The 21,324-nt window shown below is 73.0% G+C and carries 19 protein-coding genes; 5 read left to right on the top strand and 14 right to left on the bottom strand.

Annotated features, from left to right (window positions below):
• The 4 genes from ABD808_RS07205 to ABD808_RS07190 form a co-directional block, all read right to left on the bottom strand.
• Positions 1-666, bottom strand: coding sequence for a response regulator transcription factor (locus tag ABD808_RS07205; protein ID WP_344891701.1), 666 nt, complete (start codon positions 664-666; stop codon positions 1-3).
• A gap of 9 nt (positions 667-675) precedes the next feature.
• On the bottom strand, positions 676-1,101 hold the full coding sequence (locus ABD808_RS07200; RefSeq protein ID WP_344891699.1) for a pyridoxamine 5'-phosphate oxidase family protein: 426 nt from the start codon (positions 1,099-1,101) through the stop codon (positions 676-678).
• 33 nt (positions 1,102-1,134) lie between these two features.
• The gene (locus ABD808_RS07195; protein WP_344891696.1) at positions 1,135-2,289 is read right to left on the bottom strand and encodes a sensor histidine kinase; all 1,155 of its coding nucleotides are present in this window, start codon (positions 2,287-2,289) and stop codon (positions 1,135-1,137) included.
• 76 nt (positions 2,290-2,365) lie between these two features.
• Positions 2,366-3,043, bottom strand: coding sequence for a DUF2249 domain-containing protein (locus ABD808_RS07190; RefSeq protein WP_344891693.1), 678 nt, complete (start codon positions 3,041-3,043; stop codon positions 2,366-2,368).
• 75 nt (positions 3,044-3,118) lie between these two features.
• Here ABD808_RS07190 and fdxA point away from each other — a divergent pair, with 75 nt between their 5' ends.
• Entirely contained in the window at positions 3,119-3,442 is a 324-nt protein-coding gene (gene fdxA, locus ABD808_RS07185) for a ferredoxin (protein WP_344891690.1), read from the top strand.
• Between the two features lie 5 nt (positions 3,443-3,447).
• Positions 3,448-4,083 (top strand): helix-turn-helix transcriptional regulator, encoded by a 636-nt coding sequence (locus ABD808_RS07180; protein WP_344891687.1) that lies wholly within the window; start codon positions 3,448-3,450, stop codon positions 4,081-4,083.
• 22 nt (positions 4,084-4,105) lie between these two features.
• Here ABD808_RS07180 and ABD808_RS07175 read toward each other — a convergent pair whose 3' ends face one another.
• The 10 genes from ABD808_RS07175 to tkt form a co-directional block, all read right to left on the bottom strand.
• Entirely contained in the window at positions 4,106-4,438 is a 333-nt protein-coding gene (locus ABD808_RS07175) for a cupin domain-containing protein (RefSeq protein WP_344891684.1), read from the bottom strand.
• Between the two features lie 43 nt (positions 4,439-4,481).
• A complete protein-coding gene (locus ABD808_RS07170) occupies positions 4,482-5,690 on the bottom strand; it encodes a L,D-transpeptidase (RefSeq protein WP_344891682.1) in 1,209 nt (402 codons plus the stop codon).
• A gap of 94 nt (positions 5,691-5,784) precedes the next feature.
• Positions 5,785-6,522, bottom strand: coding sequence for a 6-phosphogluconolactonase (pgl, locus tag ABD808_RS07165; protein ID WP_344891679.1), 738 nt, complete (start codon positions 6,520-6,522; stop codon positions 5,785-5,787).
• Positions 6,519-7,559: a glucose-6-phosphate dehydrogenase assembly protein OpcA gene (gene opcA / locus ABD808_RS07160; protein ID WP_344891677.1), complete on the bottom strand. Its 1,041-nt coding sequence runs from the start codon at positions 7,557-7,559 to the stop codon at positions 6,519-6,521. Before opcA ends, pgl begins: the two co-directional genes overlap by 4 nt.
• A gap of 17 nt (positions 7,560-7,576) precedes the next feature.
• On the bottom strand, positions 7,577-9,115 hold the full coding sequence (gene zwf, locus ABD808_RS07155) for a glucose-6-phosphate dehydrogenase (protein WP_344891674.1): 1,539 nt from the start codon (positions 9,113-9,115) through the stop codon (positions 7,577-7,579).
• A gap of 55 nt (positions 9,116-9,170) precedes the next feature.
• A complete protein-coding gene (locus ABD808_RS07150; protein WP_344891671.1) occupies positions 9,171-10,835 on the bottom strand; it encodes a hypothetical protein in 1,665 nt (554 codons plus the stop codon).
• Positions 10,832-12,523 carry a phosphoheptose isomerase gene (locus tag ABD808_RS07145; RefSeq protein WP_344891668.1) on the bottom strand — a complete coding sequence of 564 codons (1,692 nt, stop codon included), beginning with the start codon at positions 12,521-12,523 and terminating at the stop codon, positions 10,832-10,834. Before ABD808_RS07145 ends, ABD808_RS07150 begins: the two co-directional genes overlap by 4 nt.
• A 78-nt stretch (positions 12,524-12,601) precedes the next feature.
• A complete protein-coding gene (locus ABD808_RS07140) occupies positions 12,602-14,299 on the bottom strand; it encodes a glucose-6-phosphate isomerase (protein WP_344891665.1) in 1,698 nt (565 codons plus the stop codon).
• Positions 14,296-15,411, bottom strand: coding sequence for a transaldolase (gene tal / locus ABD808_RS07135; RefSeq protein WP_344891662.1), 1,116 nt, complete (start codon positions 15,409-15,411; stop codon positions 14,296-14,298). Before tal ends, ABD808_RS07140 begins: the two co-directional genes overlap by 4 nt.
• Before the next feature lie 12 nt (positions 15,412-15,423).
• Entirely contained in the window at positions 15,424-17,550 is a 2,127-nt protein-coding gene (tkt, locus tag ABD808_RS07130; protein WP_425548893.1) for a transketolase, read from the bottom strand.
• Between the two features lie 461 nt (positions 17,551-18,011).
• Between tkt and ABD808_RS07125 the strand changes: the two genes are divergently transcribed.
• Genes ABD808_RS07125 through ABD808_RS07115 form a run of 3 tightly spaced genes read left to right on the top strand, consistent with a single transcriptional unit; the run spans position 18,012 to position 21,322 of the window.
• Positions 18,012-18,983, top strand: coding sequence for a heme o synthase (locus tag ABD808_RS07125; RefSeq protein WP_425548901.1), 972 nt, complete (start codon positions 18,012-18,014; stop codon positions 18,981-18,983).
• Positions 18,984-19,033: 50 nt separating this feature from the next.
• A complete protein-coding gene (locus tag ABD808_RS07120; RefSeq protein WP_344891659.1) occupies positions 19,034-20,266 on the top strand; it encodes a PrsW family intramembrane metalloprotease in 1,233 nt (410 codons plus the stop codon).
• Between the two features lie 54 nt (positions 20,267-20,320).
• Entirely contained in the window at positions 20,321-21,322 is a 1,002-nt protein-coding gene (locus ABD808_RS07115) for a COX15/CtaA family protein (protein WP_344891656.1), read from the top strand.
• Positions 21,323-21,324: the final 2 nt, after the last annotated feature.

Genomic DNA, 21,324 nt, shown 5'->3' with positions numbered 1-21,324 from the left:
TCAGTCGTCCAGGGCGGCGTCGTGGACGAGGAGTGCGATCTGCACCCGGTTGTTCAGCTCCAGCTTCGTCAGCAGCCGCGACACGTACGCCTTGACCGTCGCGACGCTGAGCGAGAGTTCGCGGCCGATCTCGCTGTTGGTGCGGCCCTGGCCGATGAGCGCGGCCACGGATCGTTCGCCGTCGCTGAGGCGGGACAGCAGGTCGCGGGCGCGGGTCTGGCGGGGGTCGGTGCCCGCGTCGGCGACGTAGGTCATCATCTTGCGCAGCACCGTCGGGGACATCATCGGCTCGCCCGCCGCGACCTGCCGGATCGCGCGGACGATCTCCGGCGGCGGGGTGTGCTTCAGCAGGAAGCCGCTCGCGCCCGCCCGCATCGCGCGCGTGATGTGGTCGTCGGTGTCGAACGTGGTCAGGATGATGATCTCCGGCGGCTCGCGGCGGGCGCGCAGCAGCTCGGTCGCGGCGAGGCCGTCCAGGCGGGGCATCCGGACGTCCATCAGGACGATGTCGGGACGGTGCTGGTTGACGGCCGCGATGACCTCGGCGCCGTCGGCGACGCCCCCCACCACGTCCAGGTCGGGCGCGGTCGACAGCATCAACTCCAGGCCCGTCCGGACGAGCGCGTCGTCGTCCACGATCAGGACGCGGATGGGTGCGGAGTCCATTCCGTCACCCTATGGCCTGCGGACCCGCCTGCCGGTCACCTCGTGCGCGGCCAGCCGGAACCAGGCGTCGCGCTCGCCGCCGGGCCACGGTTCGACGGGTTCGACCTGGGCTATCTCCCCGTCCGACAGGGGGTGCGCGCCGCCGCGCAGCAGGACGCTCCACCCCTCGTGGTCCTCCTCGTCGAATCGGTCGACCTGGAAGGCGGCCCTGACCTCGCCGGGGACGACGGAAAGCAGGCTGCGGCTGAGACGTCCCTCGAGCGACGTACGGAAGATCACCGCGTCGCCGTCGAGGGTGTAGTTCACGGGAACGACCGTGGGGCCCTCGCCGTCGTCGAACGCGACGCGGCCGACGGTGCCGCCCGCGAGGAGCCGCAGGCATTCGGCGCGGTCGAGTTCTTCGAGGACGGGCTTGTCGGAGGAGTTCGCTGCCATGCGTGTGCCCTTCCCGCGTTCGCCCGCGACATGCTAGAGCGGAAGGCGGGCGTGCAGTCGGAAGCGCCCGTCGCCGGTGCGGCCGTGCTCCAGGGTGCCGCCGAGCAGCGCGACCCGTTCGGCGAGGCCGACCAGGCCCGCCCCGGCGCCGGGCATGGCGAGGCCGGGCTTGGCGGGTGGGACGGCGTTGACGACCTCGATGTCCAGGTCGGTGGCGGCGTCGAGCGTCACCCGGACGGCGGCGCCCGGCGCGTGCTTGCGGGCGTTGGTCAGCCCCTCCTGGACGATCCGGTAGGCGTGCCTGCCGACGCGGGACGGGACGCGCCCCGGGTCGGGGACGTGCTCGTCCAGCGTGACCGGGCCCCCCGCCCGGCGCGACTCCGTGACCAGGCCGGACACGTCCGCGAGCGTCGGCTGTGGTCGTTCGGGGTCGTCGGTGCCGGGACGGTCGCGCCGCAGGACGCCGATCACCTCGCGCAGGTCCTCCATCGCCTCGAACGCGCTCTGCCGGATGATCCCGGCGGCCTCCCGCTGCTCGGCGGGCGTGTCCGGACGGAACTCCAGCGCCCCGGCGTGCACGGCCAGCAGCGAGATGCGGTGCGCGAGGACGTCGTGCATCTCGCGGGCGATCCGCTCGCGCTCCAGCAGCCGCGCCTCCTCGACCCGCAGGAGCTGCTCGGTCTCGGCGGCGCGGGCCCGTTCGCGCAGCGACTCGATCAGCATCCGCCGCGACCGGACGAGCATGCCGACCGCGACCAGGACGGTGTAGCCGAGCACGAAGACGACCGACGCCTCCCAGCGGTCCTGCCGGCTCATCGGGTTGCTGACCAGTTGGAACAGCAGCATGACGATCGTCGCGTTCAGCGCCGCGACGGCGATGGCGGATGGCCAGCGGCGATACACCGCGACGGTGTACACGCTCATCGCCGTCGCGCCCCAGGACACGGAGTTGGTGAACCCGAGGAAGGTCAGGAACACCGCCACCCCGACCGGCCACCGCTTGCGGAACAGCATCAGCACCAGGAGCCCGACGGCGCCGAGCGCGGCCTCCCGGACGTCGTCGACCCATCCCGTCGGAGCCGGATAGTCCTCCCGGGACCCGGCCAGGACGAGCAGACCGATGGCCAGGCCGACAGCCGTGACGGCGGCGTCGCCCATCCATTCGCGTGCGGACCTGCGGAGAATCACCCCACCACGCTAACCGCCGGACGAACCTCCGGCAGTGGCCGCCGGTCGGCCGTCGATCGACTTTGGTATCGGCGCGTCAGGCCGCGCGGCCGATGCGGATCCGCCACAGGTCCGGGCCCGACTGCTCGTAGTCCCAGGTGTAGGCGCCGGGGTGGGCCAGTTCGAACTCGCGCCGCAGATGCTTGGGGTCGTGGTTGTTGACCAGCGCGAACGACTCGCCGGGCGCCAGCCTGGAGAAGCGCGCGAAGATGCGCGGATGCCGCTGGCCGCGCGGGATCTCCCGGACGTCGACGATCCCGGGACGGTCCAGGCGCCCGCCGTCCAGGAGAGTCCGCAGATCGGTGACCATGAGGCCGACGTCGGCGCCGGGCAGCTCGGCGAGCGCGGGCAGCAGGACGGTCTCCTCCACCGCCAGGTGGACGGACAGGACGGCCCCGAGCGCCCGGGTGGCGGCGGCCGGGTCGGCGGCGGTGTCGAGCGTGCCGATACGCCGGTCGATCTCGGCGGACGTGGCGCGCAGCGCGCGGATCAGCAGGCGGGTCTCGGGCGCGCCCGCCGCCGGGCCGTACAGCGCCTCGTCGGCGGCGGCGAGATGGCGGCGCAGCTCACCGGCGCAGAACCCGGCCGCGAGGCCCGGCTCGTGGTCGGCGAGCGAGGCCAGCCGGTTCCGCAGCCGGTCATGGATGTGGCGGACGTCGTCGGTCGCCCGCACCGCCGGATCGGTCTCGGTCCCCTGGATGAACAGATCGGACATAGCGCCCCTCCTCGTTTTCCCCCAATTATTACATGTAGTATTTGTTAAAACTGCTCTGGGGTGGAGGAACGCACCGTGACCTATGTGATCGCCGAACCGTGCGTGGACGTCAAGGACCGCGCCTGCGTCGACGAATGCCCCGTCGACTGCATCTACGAGGGCGCCCGCTGCCTCTACATCCACCCGGACGAGTGCGTCGACTGCGGCGCCTGCGAACCCGTGTGCCCCGTGGAGGCGATCTACTACGAGGACGACGTCCCCGACCAGTGGAAGGCCTACACCCCGGCCAACGCCGAGTTCTTCGACGACCTCGGCTCGCCCGGCGGCGCCCAGAAGCTCGGCGTCATCGACGGCGACCATCCGCTGGTCGCCGCGCTGCCCCCGGCGGGAGAGGGCTGAGCGGCATGGCGACGGACCGTCCCCGCAGGCGGGCCGTGCTGGACGCGCTGCGCGCCGCGACCGGGCCCCTCGGCGTCACCGACATCGCCGAGCGGCTCGGCGTCCACCCCAACACGGCGCGTTTCCACCTGGACGCGCTCACCACCGAAGGCACCGTCGAACGGACCGTTGAACAACCTTCCGGCCCCGGACGCCCCCGCACCGTGTACGCGCCGCGTCCCGGCATGGACCGGGGCGGGGCGCGCGGCTACCGGCTGCTCGCCCGGATCCTGCTGAGCCGGCTCGCGTCCGACGGCCCGGACGCCCGCGCCAGCGCCGCCCAGGCCGGACGTGAATGGGGCCGGTATCTCGTCGAGCGGCCAGCGCCGTCGTCCGGGGGCGTGACCGGCGAGGAGGCGGCCGGACGCCTCACCGCCCTCCTCGACGATCTCGACTTCGCGCCCGAACCGAGCGGGGACGTCATCCGGCTGCGGCACTGCCCGTTCCTCGAACTGGCGGAGGAGTTCGGGCCGCTCGTCTGCGACGTCCACCTCGGCCTCATGCAGGGCGCCCTGACGGAACTCGGCGCGCCGCTGTCGGCCGACCGGCTGGAACCCTTCGCCGAACCCGGCGCGTGTGTCGCTCGACTGCGGCACGCTTGAACCGCTCGGAACCTCCCGGCCGTCAGCCGAGCTTGGCGACGGTCAGCAGGACGGCGGCGTCCTCCACGGCCTCCAGGCTGTGCCGCGCGTCCGGGACGATGAGCAGGTCGCCGGTCATCCCGTCCCAGGCGTCCTCGCCGGACAGCAGCCGCACCCGCCCGTGCAGGACCAGGACCGTCGCCTCGCCCGGGCTCTCGTGCTCGGCCAGCGTCGTGCCCTCGGTCAGCGCGATCACCGTCTGCCGCAGGACGTGCTCGTGCCCGCCGTAGACGGTGTCGGCGCTGCGGCCGGTCGACCCGGCGGCGGCGCGCTTCAGTTGGTCCCGTACCTGTGCGTCCAGCGAGAGCTTCTGCATGATCCCCATCCTGCCAGCGGGCGTGCGGTCGGTCCCCGGGGGGTCAGTTGAGCGGCGTGCCGGTCACCGGCTTGCCGGTCGCGCTGCCCGCCAGCCAGTCCTGCCAGGACTTCGCCCACGGGGTCGGGCCGTTGCCGAACTGGAGCTGCCGCGTCGTGCCGGTCACCTTCACGATGTCGCCGCGGTTGGTGAAGTTGTAGAACCACTTGGCGTCCTCGGGGGAGGCGTTCACGCACCCGTGGCTGACGTTCGCGTTGCCCTGCGAGTCGGTCGACCACGGCGCCGAGTGGACGAACGTCCCGCTGTAGGTGAGCCGGACGTTCCAGTTCGTCTTGATCCGGTACTCGCCGGGGTTGCCGGTGGTCGCCGAGTCCATGACGATGCGGCCCGCCTTCTCCTGCGCGATCATCGTCCCGCTGTAGCTCTCGTGGCCGGGCTTGCCCATGCTGACCTTCATCGTCCGCACCGTCGCACCGCCGTCGGTGACGACCCCGCGGTGCTTCTTGGCGTCGATGGTCGTGATGTGCCGCGGGCCGACCGTGAAGGACAGGCTGCGGTCCTTCATCCCGTACATGCCCTCGCCGACCTTCAGGCCCGCGAGGTGCGCGACGACCTTCACCTTCTGCCCGGACGGCCAGTAGTCGCGGGGACGGAAGTCGACCTCCTTGTCGCTGACCCAGTACCAGGCGCCCTGCACCGGCTTGGACATCCTGACCTCAAGGGCCTTCTCGACCGCGACCTTGCCCGCCTTCGACGACACCGGCTTGGACAGCAGCAACTGGACCGGCATGCCGACGCCGACCGTCTCGCCTTCGAGCGGCGACATGCCGGTCTCCAGCTTCGTGCGCGGCGTCAACGTCGTGAACGTGGACGTCGCCGTGCCCGGCTTGCCGTCCTTGCCGGACCCCTGCGCGGTCACCGTGTACGTCGTGGACGGACGCAGATTCCGCGTCGACTTCCACGACAGGCCGTCCGCCGCGAGCTTCCCGTCCGCCTTGGTCTTCTTCTTGCCGAAGGTGAGGGTCACGCTCGTCAACTTGCCGTTGTCGGCGGTAACCGTGACGGGCTTGTCGGGCGCGACCTGCTGCGTCCCCGTCGCGGGCGTGATGGCGAGTTTCACCACGTCCTCGGCCTTGGCGCCGCCCCCACCGCCCTTGCCGCCGTCGTCATCGCCTCCGGACGAGCAGCCAGCGGCCAGCAGCACCGCAGCGGCGATGATCGCGCCCGCCGTTCCGGTCCGAGCCCTGAGCACCACAGATCTCCTCACGCTCGACGCGAGTTCCCTGTCAGGGTATGCACGCTTTTACGCGAGGCATGCGAAAGCTTGGACTCTCTTCAGAAATCTTTCAGGTGGTGGCGGCGAGGTCCACGAGGAACAGGGTGCGTTCGGTGCCGCGCGCCCCGGCGACCGGGGCGCGGGACGGGTCGCCGCCCGCCAGGCCCAGCCGGACGGGTTCCGCCTTGGACGCGCCGGACGCCAGCACCCACACCTCGCGGGCTGCCCGTAGTGACGGGAATGTCAACGTGATTCGGGTCGGCGGGGGCTTGGGTGCGTCGCGCACCGATGCCACGGGGCGGTCGTCGGTCAGCGCGGGCATGCCGGGGAACAGGGACGCGACGTGCGCGTCCGGGCCCACGCCCAGCATCAGCACGTCGAACCGGGGGACCGAGGCCCCGGGGCCCGCCGCCGCGCGCAGGTCGGCGGCGTAGCGGTCGGCGGCGGCGTCCGGGTCGTCGCCGTCCGGGCCGTCGGTCGCGGGCATCGGGTGCACGCGCGCCGGATCGACCGGGACGTGGTCGAGCAGCGCCTCGCGGGCGCCGGTCTCGTTGCGCTCCGGGTCTCCGGTGGGCAGGAAGCGCTCGTCGCCCCACCACACGTCGAGACGGGCCCAGTCGATCGCGTCGCGGGCGGGGGCGGCGGCGAGGGCGGCGAGCACCGCCGTGCCGACACCGCCGCCCGTGAGCACGACCGACGCCGATCCGCGTGCGGACTGCGCGTCGACGATGGTCGTGACCAGGCGTGCCGCCGCCGTGGCGGCGAGCACCTCCTGGTCGCGGTGGGTCAGGACCGTCGGGGACGTCACGCCCCCTCCTGCTTCTTGTCGGCCTTCTGGGCCGCTTCCTCCTTGGCGGGTTCGGTTGCCGGGGCCTCGCCTGCCGGTGCCTTCCCTGCCGGGGTCTTGTCTGCCGTGGACTCGGTCGTCGCGCCGCCCGCGAGGTCCTTGGCGAAGCGGGCCGCTGCTTCGCGGTACACCTCGTCGGGGTCGAGTCGGCGCAGCTCCTCGGCCAGCAGTTCGGCCATCGGGCGGCGCAACAGCGCCACCTGCCGGTCGGGCTGGCCGGGACGGCACAGCGTCGCGACCCGCCCGTCCGGACGGTGCACGACGATGTCGCCGCCGGTCGTCCGCAGCTGGACGCCCGTGACGCCGGGGCCCTCCGACACGGACCGGTCCACCGGGACTCCGAGCCTGATCGACAGCCACGCCGCGAGGAGTTCCGCGCTCGGGCTGTCGGGCTCGGCCGACACGACGCCGGACACGATGTCGTCGTGGTCCTGGTCGAGCGCGGCGGCCAGCAGCGACCGCCAGTTCGTCAGCCGCGTCCAGGTGAAGTCGGTGTCGCCAGGCCGGTACGCCGCCGCGAGCTGCGCGAGGGTGCCGAGCCGGTCGCGGGCCGCGTAGGAGTCGGTCACCCGGCGCTGTGCCAGCGCGCCGAGCGGGTCGCCCGCCGGGACCTTCGGGACCTTGCCGCCCGGCCACCAGGTCACCACCGGGGTGTCGGGCATCAGCAGTGGGACGACGACCGAGTCGGCGTGCTCGGCGAGCGGCCCGTACATGCGCAGCAGCACCGTCTCGCCGGGGCCGGTCTCGCCCATCCGGATCTCGGCGTCCAGCCGGGAGGAGTTGCCGCGCGGGTCGCGGGAGATCACGGTCAGCACCCGGCACGGATGCTCGCGCGCCGCCTCCGTCGCGGCTCGCACCGCGTCGTACTGCGCGGACTCGTCCGTCACGATGATCAGAGTGAGGACCATGCCGACGGCGGGACCGCCCATCAGATGCCGGGACTGCGTCAGCGCGTCCTGGATCTGCCGGGTGGTGGTGCCGGTGAGGTCGATGTTCATCTAGCGCCCCCGTTCGTCTAGAGCCGTCGCCACGTGCGGCCGTCGCGCGCCATCAACTCGTCGGTGCTGTCCGGCCCGTAGCCGCCGGACTTGTACTGGTCGAGCCCGCCCCGGCTCGCCCAGAACTCCTCGATCGGGTCGAGGATCCGCCAGGACAGCTCGACCTCCTCCTGGCGCGGGAACAGCGGCGGGTCGCCGATCAGGACGTCCAGCAGCAGCCGCTCGTACGCCTCCGGGGACGTCTCGGTGAACGACTCGCCGTACGCGAAGTCCATGTTGACGTCGCGGATCTCCATCGCGGTGCCGGGCACCTTCGACCCGAACCTGACCGTGATGCCCTCGTCCGGCTGGACCCGCATGACCAGGGCGTTCTGCCCGAGCTCCTCGGTGTCGGTCTCCGAGAACGGCAGGTGCGGCGCCTGCTGGAACACCATCGCCACCTCCGTCACCCGGCGGCTGAGGCGCTTTCCGGTGCGCAGGTAGAACGGGACGCCCGCCCAGCGGCGGTTGTCGATCTCCAGCTTGACCGCCGCGTAGGTCTCGGTGCGGGTGTCGGCGGGGATGCCGTCCTCCTCCAGGTAGCCCTTGACGCTGACGCCGCCCTGCCAGCCCGCCGCGTACTGGCCGCGCGCCGTGGACGCCTCCAGGTCGCCGGGCACCCGCACCGACGACAGGATCTTGGCCTTCTCGGCGCGGACGGCCTCGGCGCTGAACGACGTCGGCTCCTCCATCGCGGTCAGCGCCAGCAACTGGAGGAGGTGGTTCTGGATGACGTCGCGGGCGGCGCCGATCCCGTCGTAGTACCCGGCGCGTCCGCCGATGCCGATGTCCTCGGCCATGGTGATCTGCACGTGGTCGACGAACGAGCGGTTCCAGATCGGCTCGAACATCGTGTTGGCGAACCGCAGCGCCAGGATGTTCTGCACGGTCTCCTTGCCGAGGTAGTGGTCGATCCGGAAGATCGACTCCTCGGGGAAGACGCGGTGCACGGTGTCGTTCAGCTCGACGGCCGTCTTCAGGTCGCGGCCGAACGGCTTCTCGATGACGACCCGGCGCCACGACCCCTCCCGGCGGTCGGCGAGGCCGCTGCGCCGCAGCTGCTCGACCACCTTCGGGAAGAACTTCGGCGGGATCGACAGGTAGAAGGCGTAGTTGCCGCCGGTGCCCCGGGTGTCGTCCAGCTCCTTGACCGCCATCGACAGCGCGTCGAACGCGCCCGGGTCGTCGAACGTGCCGGGGACGAAGTGCATGCCCTGCGACAGGTGCGTCCAGACGTCCTCGCGGAACGGCGTGCGGGCGTGCGCCTTCACCGACTCGTAGGCGATCTGGCGGAAGTCCTCGTGCTCCCAGTCGCGGCGCGCGAACCCGACCAGGGAGAACCCCGGCGGCAGCAGTCCCCGGTTCGCCAGGTCGTAGATCGCCGGGAGCAGCTTCTTGCGCGACAGGTCGCCCGTGACGCCGAACAGCACGAGCACGCACGGCCCGGCCACCTGCGGGAGGCGCTTGTCCCGTGGGTCGCGGAGCGGATTGGCCGGGCTGATGAGTGGGTCGGTCACATGGTCCCCTTCGATCGCACTCGCTTTGACACTCCTCGCTCTGGCACGGTGACGCTCATTCCCCTTCTCTGGCGGAGTCGAGCAGCCGGGTGAGCCCCGCCCGGCGGTCCCGCAGGTGCAACCGGATGACGGGCAGGCCCGCCGCGCGCGCGTTCTTCGCGTCCCCGAGCGCCCGCGCGAGCTGCACCATGCCGAGCCGGTGATGACGGCCGGGGACCGGTACGTCGCGCACGACGTTCCCGGTCACCATCAGGTATACGCCACCGTCCCCCTGATCATTCCAGAACGCGGGAAGCCCGGTGCCCCAGCGGGCGGCGACCGGACGGCCGGTGCGGGCGGCGAGCCGGGCCGCGAGCCGCCGCACCTGCGTGCCCTCGCCGCGCGACTCGTCCGGGTCCAGATAGGCGACGATCACCAGATGCTCCCCGTCGGCGACCCGGGCGATCAGCTCGTCGAGGAGTTCCGGCAGGTCCCGCGCCACCGCCAGCCCGGGGACGGTCGTGTGCGCCTCGACGGCCAGCGCCGGGTCGCCGTCGGCGAACAGCGCGTCGCCGGAGCCGTCGTCCAGCGTCATCGGGGCGGTGCCGTCGCGCGGGGCGAGCGGGTCGAGCTCCAGCAGGTGGGACGCGACGGCGGCGGCGTACTCCCACACGACGAGCTGGGCGGCGAGCGGGCCGGTGACGGTCGCGTCGTCCTGGTGCGGACGGCCGTCGAATGTGATGAGGAACATGTCGTCGTCGGGGGACAGCGGGAGCCCGCCGTCCTGGACGACGGGCGTCAACCGGCCCCGGCCCGACTCCTCCAGCAGCCGCGCCACCCAGCCCGCGATGCCCGGCAGCGCCGCCGGATACCCGCCGAGGACGGCGGTGCCGCGTCCCGATCGGACCGCTCCCGCGAGGATCGCGCCGAGCGCCAGTCCCGGGTTGTGCTCCGGCCGGGTCAGCGAGGGCAGGACGGCGGTGGCCTCGTCGAGCAGCGCCGCGACGTCGACCCCGGCGAGCGCGGCGGGCAGCAGCGCGTACGGCGACAGCGCGCCGAACGGGGTCGGCGCGGGCGCCTCGACCAGCGGATGCCCGGTCTCGATGGCGATCTTGGCCGCGGGGGAGCGCGGCTCGGCGACGGTGACGAACCGCCGCGCGATCTCGTCGGGGGACAGGCCGAGGTCGCAGAGCATCCCGTGCAGGACCCGGCGCAGCGCGTCGGTGCCGGGGTCGTCGCCCGTCACCACGACCGTCGTCCGGTTCAGCCGGGTGGGGTCGTCCGCGAGGCGGAGGGGTGGGCCGGGGTCCGGGCCGTCGAGCACGGTGAGGGTGACGTCCTGCGGTGTGGTGAGGCGGTGCGGTGTGGTGAGACGGTGCGGTGTGGTGAGGCGGTGCGGTGCGGTGAGGCGGTGGGCGTCGACGATGAGCCTGGCGGCGTGGGCCGGGGCGCCGCGGCCGAGCAGCAGCACGTCGGTCAGGCCCTCCGCGCGGGCCCGTTCGCGCAACTCCGCCACGCGGCCCAGGGCGGCGCGGCCGGGGCCGGGTTGCGCGGGCCAGCACAGCGGGCGGCCCTCGTCCCGCGCGGCGGTGGCCGACGGCCACAGCGACGGGTCCTCCGACGCCAGCCGGACCGGCACCTCGTCGATCCACAGGCGGCCGAGAAGCCGCTCGGCCGCGCCCTTCAGCGGCCCTCGGGCGGTGATGGCCGTGTCCCCCGAGACGACGGCGTTGAAGGTCACGACCCGCGAACTCCCGCCACCGAGCGGACCGCCTCGGTGAGCCTGCCCGCGCCGTCCACCGGGTCGCGCAGGTGCAGCCGGATCACCGGGAACCGGCGTTCGCGCAGCGCCCGCAGCTCGCCGAGCGCCCGCGCGATCTGGAGCTTCGCCAGGCTGTAGGGGCGGCCGGGGATGGGCTGCGAGGCGAGCACGTCGCCGGGCGCCGGGTCCCCGGTGATGATGAGGAACGCGCCGTTGCCCGGGCCGTCCTTGTGGACGGGTCCCGTCGCGTGCGGGTAGGCGGGGCCCGGGCCGTACACGACGGGACGTCCCGACGCGCGGGCCAGGGAAGGCGCCAGGTACCGGCCCGAGAAGTCGCCCGACAGGTACGTCATGACCGACAGGTAACCGCTGGACGGCACGGCGGCGACCAGCCCGCCGAGCACCGTGCGCAGCTCCGCGCCCGGCGGCCACGGGAAGTCGGCGTGGACCTCGATGCCGTCCTCGACGTACACCGGCCGCTCCGCCGTCAGCGAGCCGCCGCCCGCCGAGCGCAGCAGCGTCGCCGCGTCGTCCTCGGACTCCTGGACGACCCTGCTGCCCGCCTCGAACGGGTTCACCCCGAGCAGCCACCCGGCGACCGCCGTCGCGTACTCCCACAGCAGGAACTGCGCGCCGAGCGGCGCCCACACCGAGGTGTCGGAGTCGTCGTCGGCCGCCGACCGCGGGTTGATCGACACGCCGTGCACGTCGGGGAAGTCGCCGCGCCCGCCCGGCGGCTCGAACGCCAGCACGCCCTTGCCGCGCTTGCCGGTGCCGACGGCCAGGAGCTGGGTGATCCAGGCGCTGAGCGTGCCCGACCCGCCGCGCTCGCGCAGCATCACCTTGTCGCGGGTGAGGCCGCCCGGCGACTGCTGCGCGCAGCCGCCGAGGATCGCGCCGAGCAGCAGGCCCGGGTTGTCCTCCTCCTTGCCGAGGGACGGCACCAGCGTCGCCGCCTCCTCCAGCAGCCGGTCCGCGTCGGCGCCCGCGAGGACCGCCGGGACCAGCCCGTACGCCGACAGCGCCCCGTAGTGGCCCGGCAGGTACGGGTCGGTCAGCCCGATCCGGTACCCGCACTGGCGGGCGAAGTCGTGCAGCGGGCTGCCGTGGTCGGTGACGACCAGGAACCGGCTCGCGATCTCCCGCTCCGACAGGCCCCGCTCGCGGAACGCGGCCGCGAAGATCCGCCGGTAGGCGTCGCCCTCCAGCGACACGCCAGCCTTGCTCGCGAGGACGACCAGTGTCCGGTCGAGCCGCTCCAGCGCGTACGCGAGCGCGGCGGTGTCGCTGCCGTCCAGGACGGTCAGGCCGCCGCGCCTGCCGTCCGCCGCGTCGCGCTCACCGGTGGTGCGCGTGCCCTCGGGCGTGTGCGCGTCCACGATCGCCTGGGCGGCGAGGCTCTCCGCCCCGACGCCGATCAGCACGATGTGGTCCAGGCCCGAATAGCGGGCCTCCGCGACCAACCCGTCCACCTGTTTGAGCAGACCCCGGGACGCGAACGGCAGATCGAGCCACCCCAGCCGACTGTGGTCGACCGCGCGCCGTCCCCACAGCCGGGGGTCCTTCGCGGCGAGCGCGCCGGGGACGCCGCAGCTCACCAGATAGTCCCTCGCCCGCAACGCCACGTCCAGCACGTCGCCGCGCGTCAGTACGTCGAATCCCGACACGTTCCCTCCTGACCCCTATCGTTTCAGGAGAGAAAGGGCATTCGCGACCAACTCCCTCGATCTTTGTTTTTCGAACATTCAGCCGAGCGCTGAGCCGGGTGTCGAGCCGAGTGCCTGGCCGAGCTGCGCGAGGCCCTCGGCCCGGTCGCGCAGATGCAGCCGGACGGCCGGACGCCCCAGCGACCGGACGACCCGCAGATCGCCGAACGCCTGCGCGAGCTGGAGTTCTCCCAGGCTGTAGGGGCGCCCCGGGACGGGCACGTCGTCCGAGACGGCCCCGGTGACCTGCATGAACACGCCGTTCGCCGGGCCGCCCTTGTGGTACTGCCCGACCGTGTGCAGAGATCGCGGCCCCCAGCCGAACGTGACGGGCGCCGGATGTCTGCGGACCATCGCGCCGCGCGCGGCCAGCAGTGGCCGCAGCTCGGCCGCCGCCGCGTCCCCGACGCGGTCCAGATAGGCGACGACTGCGAGGTAGCCGCCGTCGCGGACGTCCTCCACGATCGCTTCGAGCGCCTCGGTCAGCGTCCGCGCGCCGCGCAGCGCGTCCGACCCGGCGTGCACCTCCACCGCATCCGACACCAGCTCCGGCGGCCGGTGCACCACCGTGGGCGCCGTGTTCTCCTCCGAGCGCAGCAGCGCCGCCGTGCTGGCGCGCGACTCGGCGACGTCCGGCTCGTCGAACGGGTCGACGCCGATCACCCGGGCCGCGACCGCGACCGCGTACTCCCACAGCGGGAACTGCGCGCCGAGCGGCCCGGCGACGCTCACGCCCGCCTCGCGGCCCGGGCCCGGCTCGTCCGGACGGCGGCCCAGGATGACGCGGCGCAGGTCGCCCGCCAGCTCGAACCCGGGCGCGTTGACGCCCTCCACCACGACCGGCAGCAGGCCCCGGCCGTGCTTGCCGGTCGCCCCGGCGACCAGCTGCTCCACCCAGCCGTCAAGGCCGTCCAGACCGGAGCCGTGGTCGGCGATCACCAGCTTGTCGCGGGTGCCGAGCGCCGAGGAGCCGAGCGCCGCGCCGAGCGCCAGCGCCGGGTTGTCGTAGGGCTGCCGGAGGACCCCGGCGAACCGGGACGCCTCGTCCAGCAGGGCGTCCACGTCCACCCCGGCGAACGCGGCCGCGACCAGGCCCCGCGCGCCGAGCGCGCCGAACCGGTCGTCGACGGTGCCCTCGGCGGTGACGAGGTTGTGTCCCGCGTCGAGCGCGACGCGTTCGAGTTCCGAGCCCTCCTCGGCCACGACGACGAACCGGCGGACCAGCTCGTCGCGGCCCAGGCCCGTCTCAAGGAACGCCTGGCCGAACACGCGGCGCAGTGCGTCCGCCTCGATGCTCTCGCCGACCAGGACCACGAGCGTCCGGTGCAGGTCGCCCGCGAGGACGCCCGCCACCTCGTGCGGGTCGGACGTGTCGAGGACGATCAGCTCAGTACTCTCGGAACGCTCCATTCCGGCGGTGCGGTACATCGCGTCGGAGGCGAGGACGGAGCCGCCGGAGCCCGCGACGACGACCCGGTCGAGACCGGCGTCGCGGGCCTCCCGCACCGGCTCGGCCAGCCGGGCCGCCAGGGACCGCGAGGTCTCCGGCAGGTCCAGCCAGCCGAGGCGGCGGGCCGCGAGGGGGGCCGCGTCGGGCCCCCACAGCTTGGCGTTCCCGGACGTCAGCGCGCCCGGGACGCCGTCGGACACGAGGCGCTCCAGCACCGTCTCGCTCTCGTCGACGACGGCGCCGCGGATGGTGACCGAGATCCCCCCGGCGGTCACCACCGAGGTCACGCGCCGGCCCTCTTGGACTCCAGTTCGCCGGAGATGGACCCGAGCAGCTCCTGCCACGAGGCCGCGAACTTCTCGACGCCCTCGTCCTCCAGGACCCGCACCACGTCGTCGTAGTCGACGCCGACCGACGCCAGCGCCGCCATGTGCGCGCGGGCGTCGTCGTAGGCGCCGCGGACGGTGTCGCCGCGGAGCTGGCCGTGGTCGGCGACCGCCTTCAGCGTCGCCTCCGGCATCGTGTTGACGACGCCCGGCGCGACCAGCTCGTCCACGTACAGCGTGTCGACGAGGTCGGGGTCCTTCACCCCGGTCGACGCCCACAGCGGACGCTGGGGACGGGCCCCCGCGTCCTTCAGCGCCTGCCACCGGTCCGTGCCGAACCTGTCCTCGTACAGGGCGTACGCGAGCCGGGCGTTGGCGAGGCCCGCCCTGGACTCCAGGCCCGCCGCCTCGTCCGTGCCGATCTTCTTCAGCCGCTTGTCGATCTCGGTGTCGACCCGGCTGACGAAGAACGACGCGACCGACGTGATCCCCGACAGGTCGTGGCCGTTCTCCCGGGCCTTCTCCAGGCCCGCGAAGAAGGCGTCGATGACCTCTCCGTAGCGCTCCAGCGAGAAGATCAGCGTCACGTTCACGCTGATGCCCTCCGCCAGCGCCGCCGTGATCGCGGGCAGGCCCTCCGGCGTCGCCGGGATCTTGATGAACAGGTTGGGCCGGTCCACGAGCCACCACAGCGCGCGCGCCTCGGCGATCGTGCGGCGGGTGTCGCGGGCCAGGCGCGGGTCGACCTCGATCGACACGCGCCCGTCCAGCCCGTCGGTGCGGTCGTAGACGGGGCGCAGCACGTCGCAGCCCCAGCGGATGTCGTAGGTGGTGACCGCGCGGGTCGCCTCCTCGATGTCCACGCCCCGCACCGCCAGGTCGCGGACCTGGTCGTCGTAGGCGGTGCCCTTGCTCAGCGCCTTGGCGAAGATCGTCGGGTTGGACGTGACGCCGACGACGTTGCTGTTCTTGACCAGGTTCGCGAGGTTTCCGGTCCGCAGCCGGTCGCGGCTGATGTCGTCCAGCCAGATCGACACGCCCTCGTCCGAGAGCGCCTTCAGAATGTCGCTCATCGCGTTCTCTCCCTAGTTGCCGGTGGTCTCGCCGCGCCCGGCGTTCTTGACGGACGCCTTGATCAGGCTGGCCTTCGCCGCCGCCACGACCCGCTCGGCGGTGATTCCGAACTGTAGGAACAGCGTCTTGTAGTCGGCGGACGCGCCGAAGTGCTCCAGGCTCACCGCCTCGCCCGCGTCACCGAGGTAGGAGCGCCAGCCGAGCGCGATGCCCGCCTCGACGGACACCCGCGCGCGCACGCCGGGAGGCAGCACCTCCTGCCGGTAGGCGTCGGTCTGCGCCTCGAACCACTCCACGCACGGCATCGACACGACGCGGGTGGGGGTGCCCTCGGCCTGGAGCGTGTCGCGGGCCTCCAGCGCGAGTTCCACCTCGCTGCCCGTCGCGATGATGATCACGTCGGGCTGGCCGCCGTCGGCGTCGGCGAGCACGTAGCCGCCGTTCGCGGCGCCCTCGGCGGACGCCAGCGCGCCGCCGCGGTCCAGGGTCGGCAGCTTCTGCCGGGTCAGCGCGAGGCCCGCCGGACGGTCGGTGTGCCGCAGGACGGTCCGCCACGCGACCGCCGTCTCGTTGGCGTCGGCCGGGCGGACGACGTCCAGGCCCGGGATCGCGCGCAGCGCCCACAGGTGCTCGACGGGCTGGTGCGTCGGGCCGTCCTCGCCGAGGCCGATCGAGTCGTGCGTCCACACGAACGTGACCGGCAGCTTCATCAGCGCCGCCAGCCGCACCGCCGGGCGCATGTAGTCACTGAAGATCAGGAACGTGCCACCGTAGGGGCGGGTGCCGCCGTGCAGCGCGATGCCGTTGCAGATCGCCGCCATCGCGTGCTCGCGGACGCCGAAGTGCAGCGTCCGGCCGTAGCGGTGCCCGGGGAACTCCTTGGTCTGGAACTCCTCGGGGATGAACGACGGCTCGCCCTTCATCGTCGTGTTGTTGCTCTCGGCCAGGTCGGCCGAACCGCCCCACACCTCCGGCAGCACCGGCGCCAGCGCGGCCAGGATCTGCCCGGACGCCGCGCGGGTCGCGATGTCCTTGCCGGGCTCGAACGCGGGGATCGCGGCGTCCCATCCGGGCGGCAGCGTGCGGGACGAGATCCGGTCGTACTCGGCGGCCCGCTCCGGGTTCGCCGCCCGCCAGGAGTCGAACGCGCCGTTCCACGCGGCGTGCTCGGCGCGGCCCCGCTCGGACACCTGCCGGGCGTGCGCCAGGACGTCCTCCGGAACCTGGAACGTTTCGGCCGGGTCCATGCCGAGGATCCGCTTGGTCGCCGCGACCTCGTCCGCGCCGAGCGCCGAACCGTGGACCTTGCCGGTGTTCTTCTTGTTCGGCGCGGGCCAGCCGATGATCGTGCGCAGCGCGATGAACGACGGGCGGGACGTCTCGGCCTTCGCCGCGGCGAACGCGGCGGCCAGCGCGGCGACGTTCTCCTCGTAGTCGCCGTTCTCCGTCCAGTCGACGCGGTGGACGTCCCAGCCGTAGGCGGCGTACCGGGCCCGCACGTCCTCCGACAGCGCGATCGCGGTGTCGTCCTCGATCGAGATGTGGTTGTCGTCGTACAGCAGGACCAGGTTTCCGAGCCGCTGGTGCGCGGCGAGGGCGCTGGCCTCGTGGCTGATGCCCTCCTCGATGTCGCCGTCGGACGCGATCGCCCAGACCGTGTGGTCGAACGGCGACCCGCCGTCGGGGGCGTCCGGGTCGAACAGGCCGCGTTCGCGGCGCGCCGCCATCGCCATCCCGACCGCGTTCGCGATGCCCTGCCCGAGCGGCCCCGTCGTCGTCTCGACGCCCGCGGTGTGCCCGTGCTCGGGGTGGCCGGGGGTGAGGCTGCCCCACTTGCGCAGCGACTTCAGGTCGTCCAGCGTCATCGGGTAGCCCGACAGGTACAGCTGGATGTAGAGGGTCAGGCTGGAGTGGCCGCAGGACAACACGAATCTGTCCCGCCCGGCCCAGTGCGGATCGGTCGGGTCGTGCCGGAGGAACCGCTGGAAGAGAAGGTAGGCGGCGGGCGCGAGGCTCATCGCCGTCCCGGGGTGACCGGACCCGGCCTCCTCGACCGCGTCCATGGCGAGGGCGCGGATCACGTCCACCGCGCGCCGGTCCTGGTCGGACCATTCAAACGTGCTGTTGTCCCTGCTCACGGAACGCCGGGCTCCTCTCGAAACGGTGCTGCAGATCCACTCTGTGATGTTGTGCCGCCGCGGTCACGCGCGAATCTCCGCCGCCCCACGCGCGGCACCGCCCCTTGGGCGGCAAGATCACGCCACGCCCTCCGCGAGCCTACCGCGCCCTTGCCCGGACGCCTTGCGCGCTAACCCCTGCCGCGCCCGATCCGCCGACCGATCCGGCGGGTGATCGGCGACCCGGTGCGTGACCCCCGGAGGGGGCGGACTACAGTGAGGGCGCGGTTGACGACAGCGGCCGCGGCAGGAACGAAGCCGGATAGTCGCATCCAGCCGAGGCCGGCCCGATCGCGGGGGCGCCGCCGAGGTGGTAGGCGATTTCAGATCCCTAGTTGGACGTGGACCCGATTGTGACGGTGCTCAGTAACAAGCGCGGAGTCGAGGCCTCCCTCGACGGCCTCGACGACCTCGACGGGCAGGTGGCGGGGGCGCCGCTGGAGCCCGTGGCCGCCGAGGCGGACCAGGTTCTCGACCCGGCCCCGGAGGCGCGCCCGACGCTGGCCGCGAGCGTGCGCGCCTACGTCGCGCTGACCAAGCCGCGTGTCATCGAACTGCTTCTGATCACCACCATCCCGGTGATGTTCCTCGCGGACGGCGGAGTGCCCGCACTGTCCACCGTACTGCTGACACTCGCGTTCGGGACGATGTCCGCGGGCGCCGCCAACGCGATCAACTGCTACATCGACCGCGACATCGACGCCAAGATGCGCCGCACCCGGCGCCGCCCACTGGCCCGCCACCAGGTCACGCCCGCCCGCGCGCTGATCTTCGGGGTCAGCCTCGCGGCGCTGTCCACGGTCGGGTTCCTGCTCGCGGTGAACCCCGTCGCGGCCGCCGGGTCGCTGTTCGCGATCCTGTTCTACGTCTTCGTGTACTCGCTGCTGCTGAAGCGGCGGACGTCGCAGAACGTCGTGTGGGGCGGCATCGCCGGGTGCATGCCCGTCCTCATCGGGTGGGCGGCGGTCACCGGCGACCTCGCCTGGACGCCGTTCGTCTTGTTCGGCGTCGTGTTCCTGTGGACGCCGCCGCACACCTGGACGCTCGCGATGCGCTACCGCGATGACTACGCGGTCGCCAAGGTCCCGATGCTGCCGGTCGTCGCCACCGAACGCCGCGTCGTCACCGAGAGCCTCATCTACACCTACGCCACCGTCGCCTGCTCGCTGGTGCTGTGGCCGGTGGGCGGGATGAGCCCGGTGTACGGCGCCGTCGCCGTCGTCCTCGGCCTGGTGTTCCTCGCCGAGGGGCACCGGCTGCTGCGGGCGGTGCGCGCCGGGGTGACCGGCGTCCACCTGCGGCCCATGCGGTTCTTCCACCTGTCCAACGTCTACCTGGCGTTGCTGTTCACCGCCGTGGCCGTCGATCCGATCTTGTCCTGGCCACTGTCCTAGCGGGCCCCGTCACGCCGCGTCACCTCATCACGGGCGGTTACGCTCGCCTCATGGCGCACGTGAACCCCAAGGCGGTGCTCGAGGGCCGGATCCCGGGGCGGCCCCCGGTCGGCATGATCATCGGCATGACCGTCTCGGGCGTGTGCGTCCTGGTCGCGCTCGGGCTGACCGCCGCCGTCGGCGGGCCCGGCTTCTGGGTGGGCGTGCTGCTCGCCATCATCCCGATCCCGGTGCTGGTCGCGCTCTCGCTGACCCTCGACCGGCTGGAGCCCGAGCCGCCGCGCGCGCTGGCGTTCTCGTTCCTGTGGGGCGCGGGCGTCGCGGTGCTCGGCGCGCTCGTGCTGAACACCCTCGGGCTGCTGTACGTCACCGTGCCGATCTTCGGGGAGACGGAGGGGCACTTCGTCAGCGCCACGTTCGGCGCGCCCGTCATCGAGGAGACGCTGAAGGGCGCCGTCCTGTTCGGCCTGCTGTGGTTCCGCCGCAACGAGATCGACGGCTTCGCCGACGGCATCATCTATGCCTGCATGGTCGGCCTCGGCTTCGCCATGATGGAGAACATCACGTACTACATGCGGGCGTACGACGATGGCGGGGCGCAGCAGCTCACGGCCGTCTTCGTGTTGCGCGGGCTGATCGTGCCGCTCAGCCATCCGCTGTTCACGTCCATGACCGGGCTCGGCGTCGCGTACGCCGCCACCCACCGGCGGTGGCAGGTCGCCGCGCCGCTCGTCGGGCTGCTCGGCGCGATGATCCTGCACGGGCTGTGGAACGGCGGCGCCTCCCTCGGCCTCGGCGGCCTCGCCGTCGTCTACGTGCTCGACTTCTGCGTCCTGGTCGCGCTGATCACCGTCGTGTTCGTGGAACGGCGCGGCACCGTCCGGCGCATCGAGGCGTACCTGCCGATGTACGCGAGCACGGGCCTGGTGACGCCGCAGGACGTGCGGATGCTGCGGTCGATGCCGTCCCGCCGCTACGCCCGCCGCTGGGCCCGCAGGGTCGGCGGCACCAGCGCCGCCCGCGCCATGACCGACTACCAGCTCGCCGCGACCGAGCTGGCGCTGCTGCACAAGCGCGCCGACCGGGGCGTCGCCGACCAGAACTGGTTCGTCACCCGCCGGGACGCCCTGCTGAACCTGATGGCGCTGGCCCGGCAGGCGTTCCTGCGGACGCCGCCGCGTCCCGGGGTGCCGGGGCCGCCGTGGGCGGGGGAGGGACCGTCCGGATTCGGCTGGCCCGGCCCGGCGCCCGGCGGGCCGCCACCCGGCCCGTACGCCCGGTGACCCTCACCGGGGGGCGGATCGGGGGCGCCGTGACCCGGCCATACGATGGGTGCCGTGGCTGAGCGACTCCCTTCCCACCTCCTGATCCGCGCCTGGAACGCCGTGTGGCGTCCGACGCCCGGGTCGCTGCGGTCGCTCGCGCTGCTCGGCGTCCTCGGCAACGTGCTCATCGTCGTCAGCGGCGGAGCCGTCCGGGTCACCCAGTCGGGGCTCGGCTGCCCCGACTGGCCGCGCTGCTCCGGCGACAGCCTCGTCCCGACGCACAACGCCGAGCACCACGTGCTCAACATGTCGATCGAGTTCGGCAACCGGCTGATCACGTTCGTGGTCCTCGGGGTCGGGGTGCTGGTGTTCGTCGCGGCGCTGCGGCTGCGTCCCCGCCGGAAGCCGCTGGTGTGGTGGGCGCTGGCGCAGCCGATGAGCGTCGTCGCGCAGGCCGTCATCGGCGGCATCGTCGTGCTGACGAAGCTGCACCCGGCCGCCGTCTCGCTGCACTTCCTCGTCTCGCCCGCCCTGCTGGTGTTCTGCGTGGCGCTGTGGGTCCGCTGCGGTGAGGGCGACGCCCCGCCCCGGCCGCTCGCCGGGCCGTGGACGCGCCGCCTCGCCGCCGCGCTGCTGGTCTCCTGCGCCGCCGTGCTCGTCGCGGGCACCGTCGTGACCGGCACCGGCCCGCACGCCGGGGACGCCGAGTCGCGCCGGTACGGCTTCGACATCACCGATGTCGCCCGGATCCACGGCGAACTGGCGTGGGTCACGATCGCGCTGACGCTGGTCGCCATCGTCGTCCTGCACCGCACCGGCGGGCCCGCCGCCGCCCGCCGCCGCGCCCACGAGCTGGCCGGGCTGATCGTCGTCCAGGGCGCCGTCGGCTACACCCAGTACGCGCTGGGCGTCCCGGAGGGCCTGGTGCTGCTGCACATGCTCGGCGCGGTGCTGATGTGGATCGCGGCGTTCCGGCTGTTCTTCGCGCTCCGCGACCGGGGGCCCGCCCCGGCCGCGGAACCGGCGGCGCCGCTCGCCCCGGCGCCCGCCGTGGAGACGCCGCAGCCCGCCTGACC

This window comes from Actinomadura meridiana (assembly GCF_039537545.1).
Taxonomy (GTDB): domain Bacteria; phylum Actinomycetota; class Actinomycetes; order Streptosporangiales; family Streptosporangiaceae; genus Spirillospora; species Spirillospora meridiana.
Note: the sequence above shows the minus strand (reverse complement) of the source record. Positions and strands in the feature narration are given on the sequence as shown.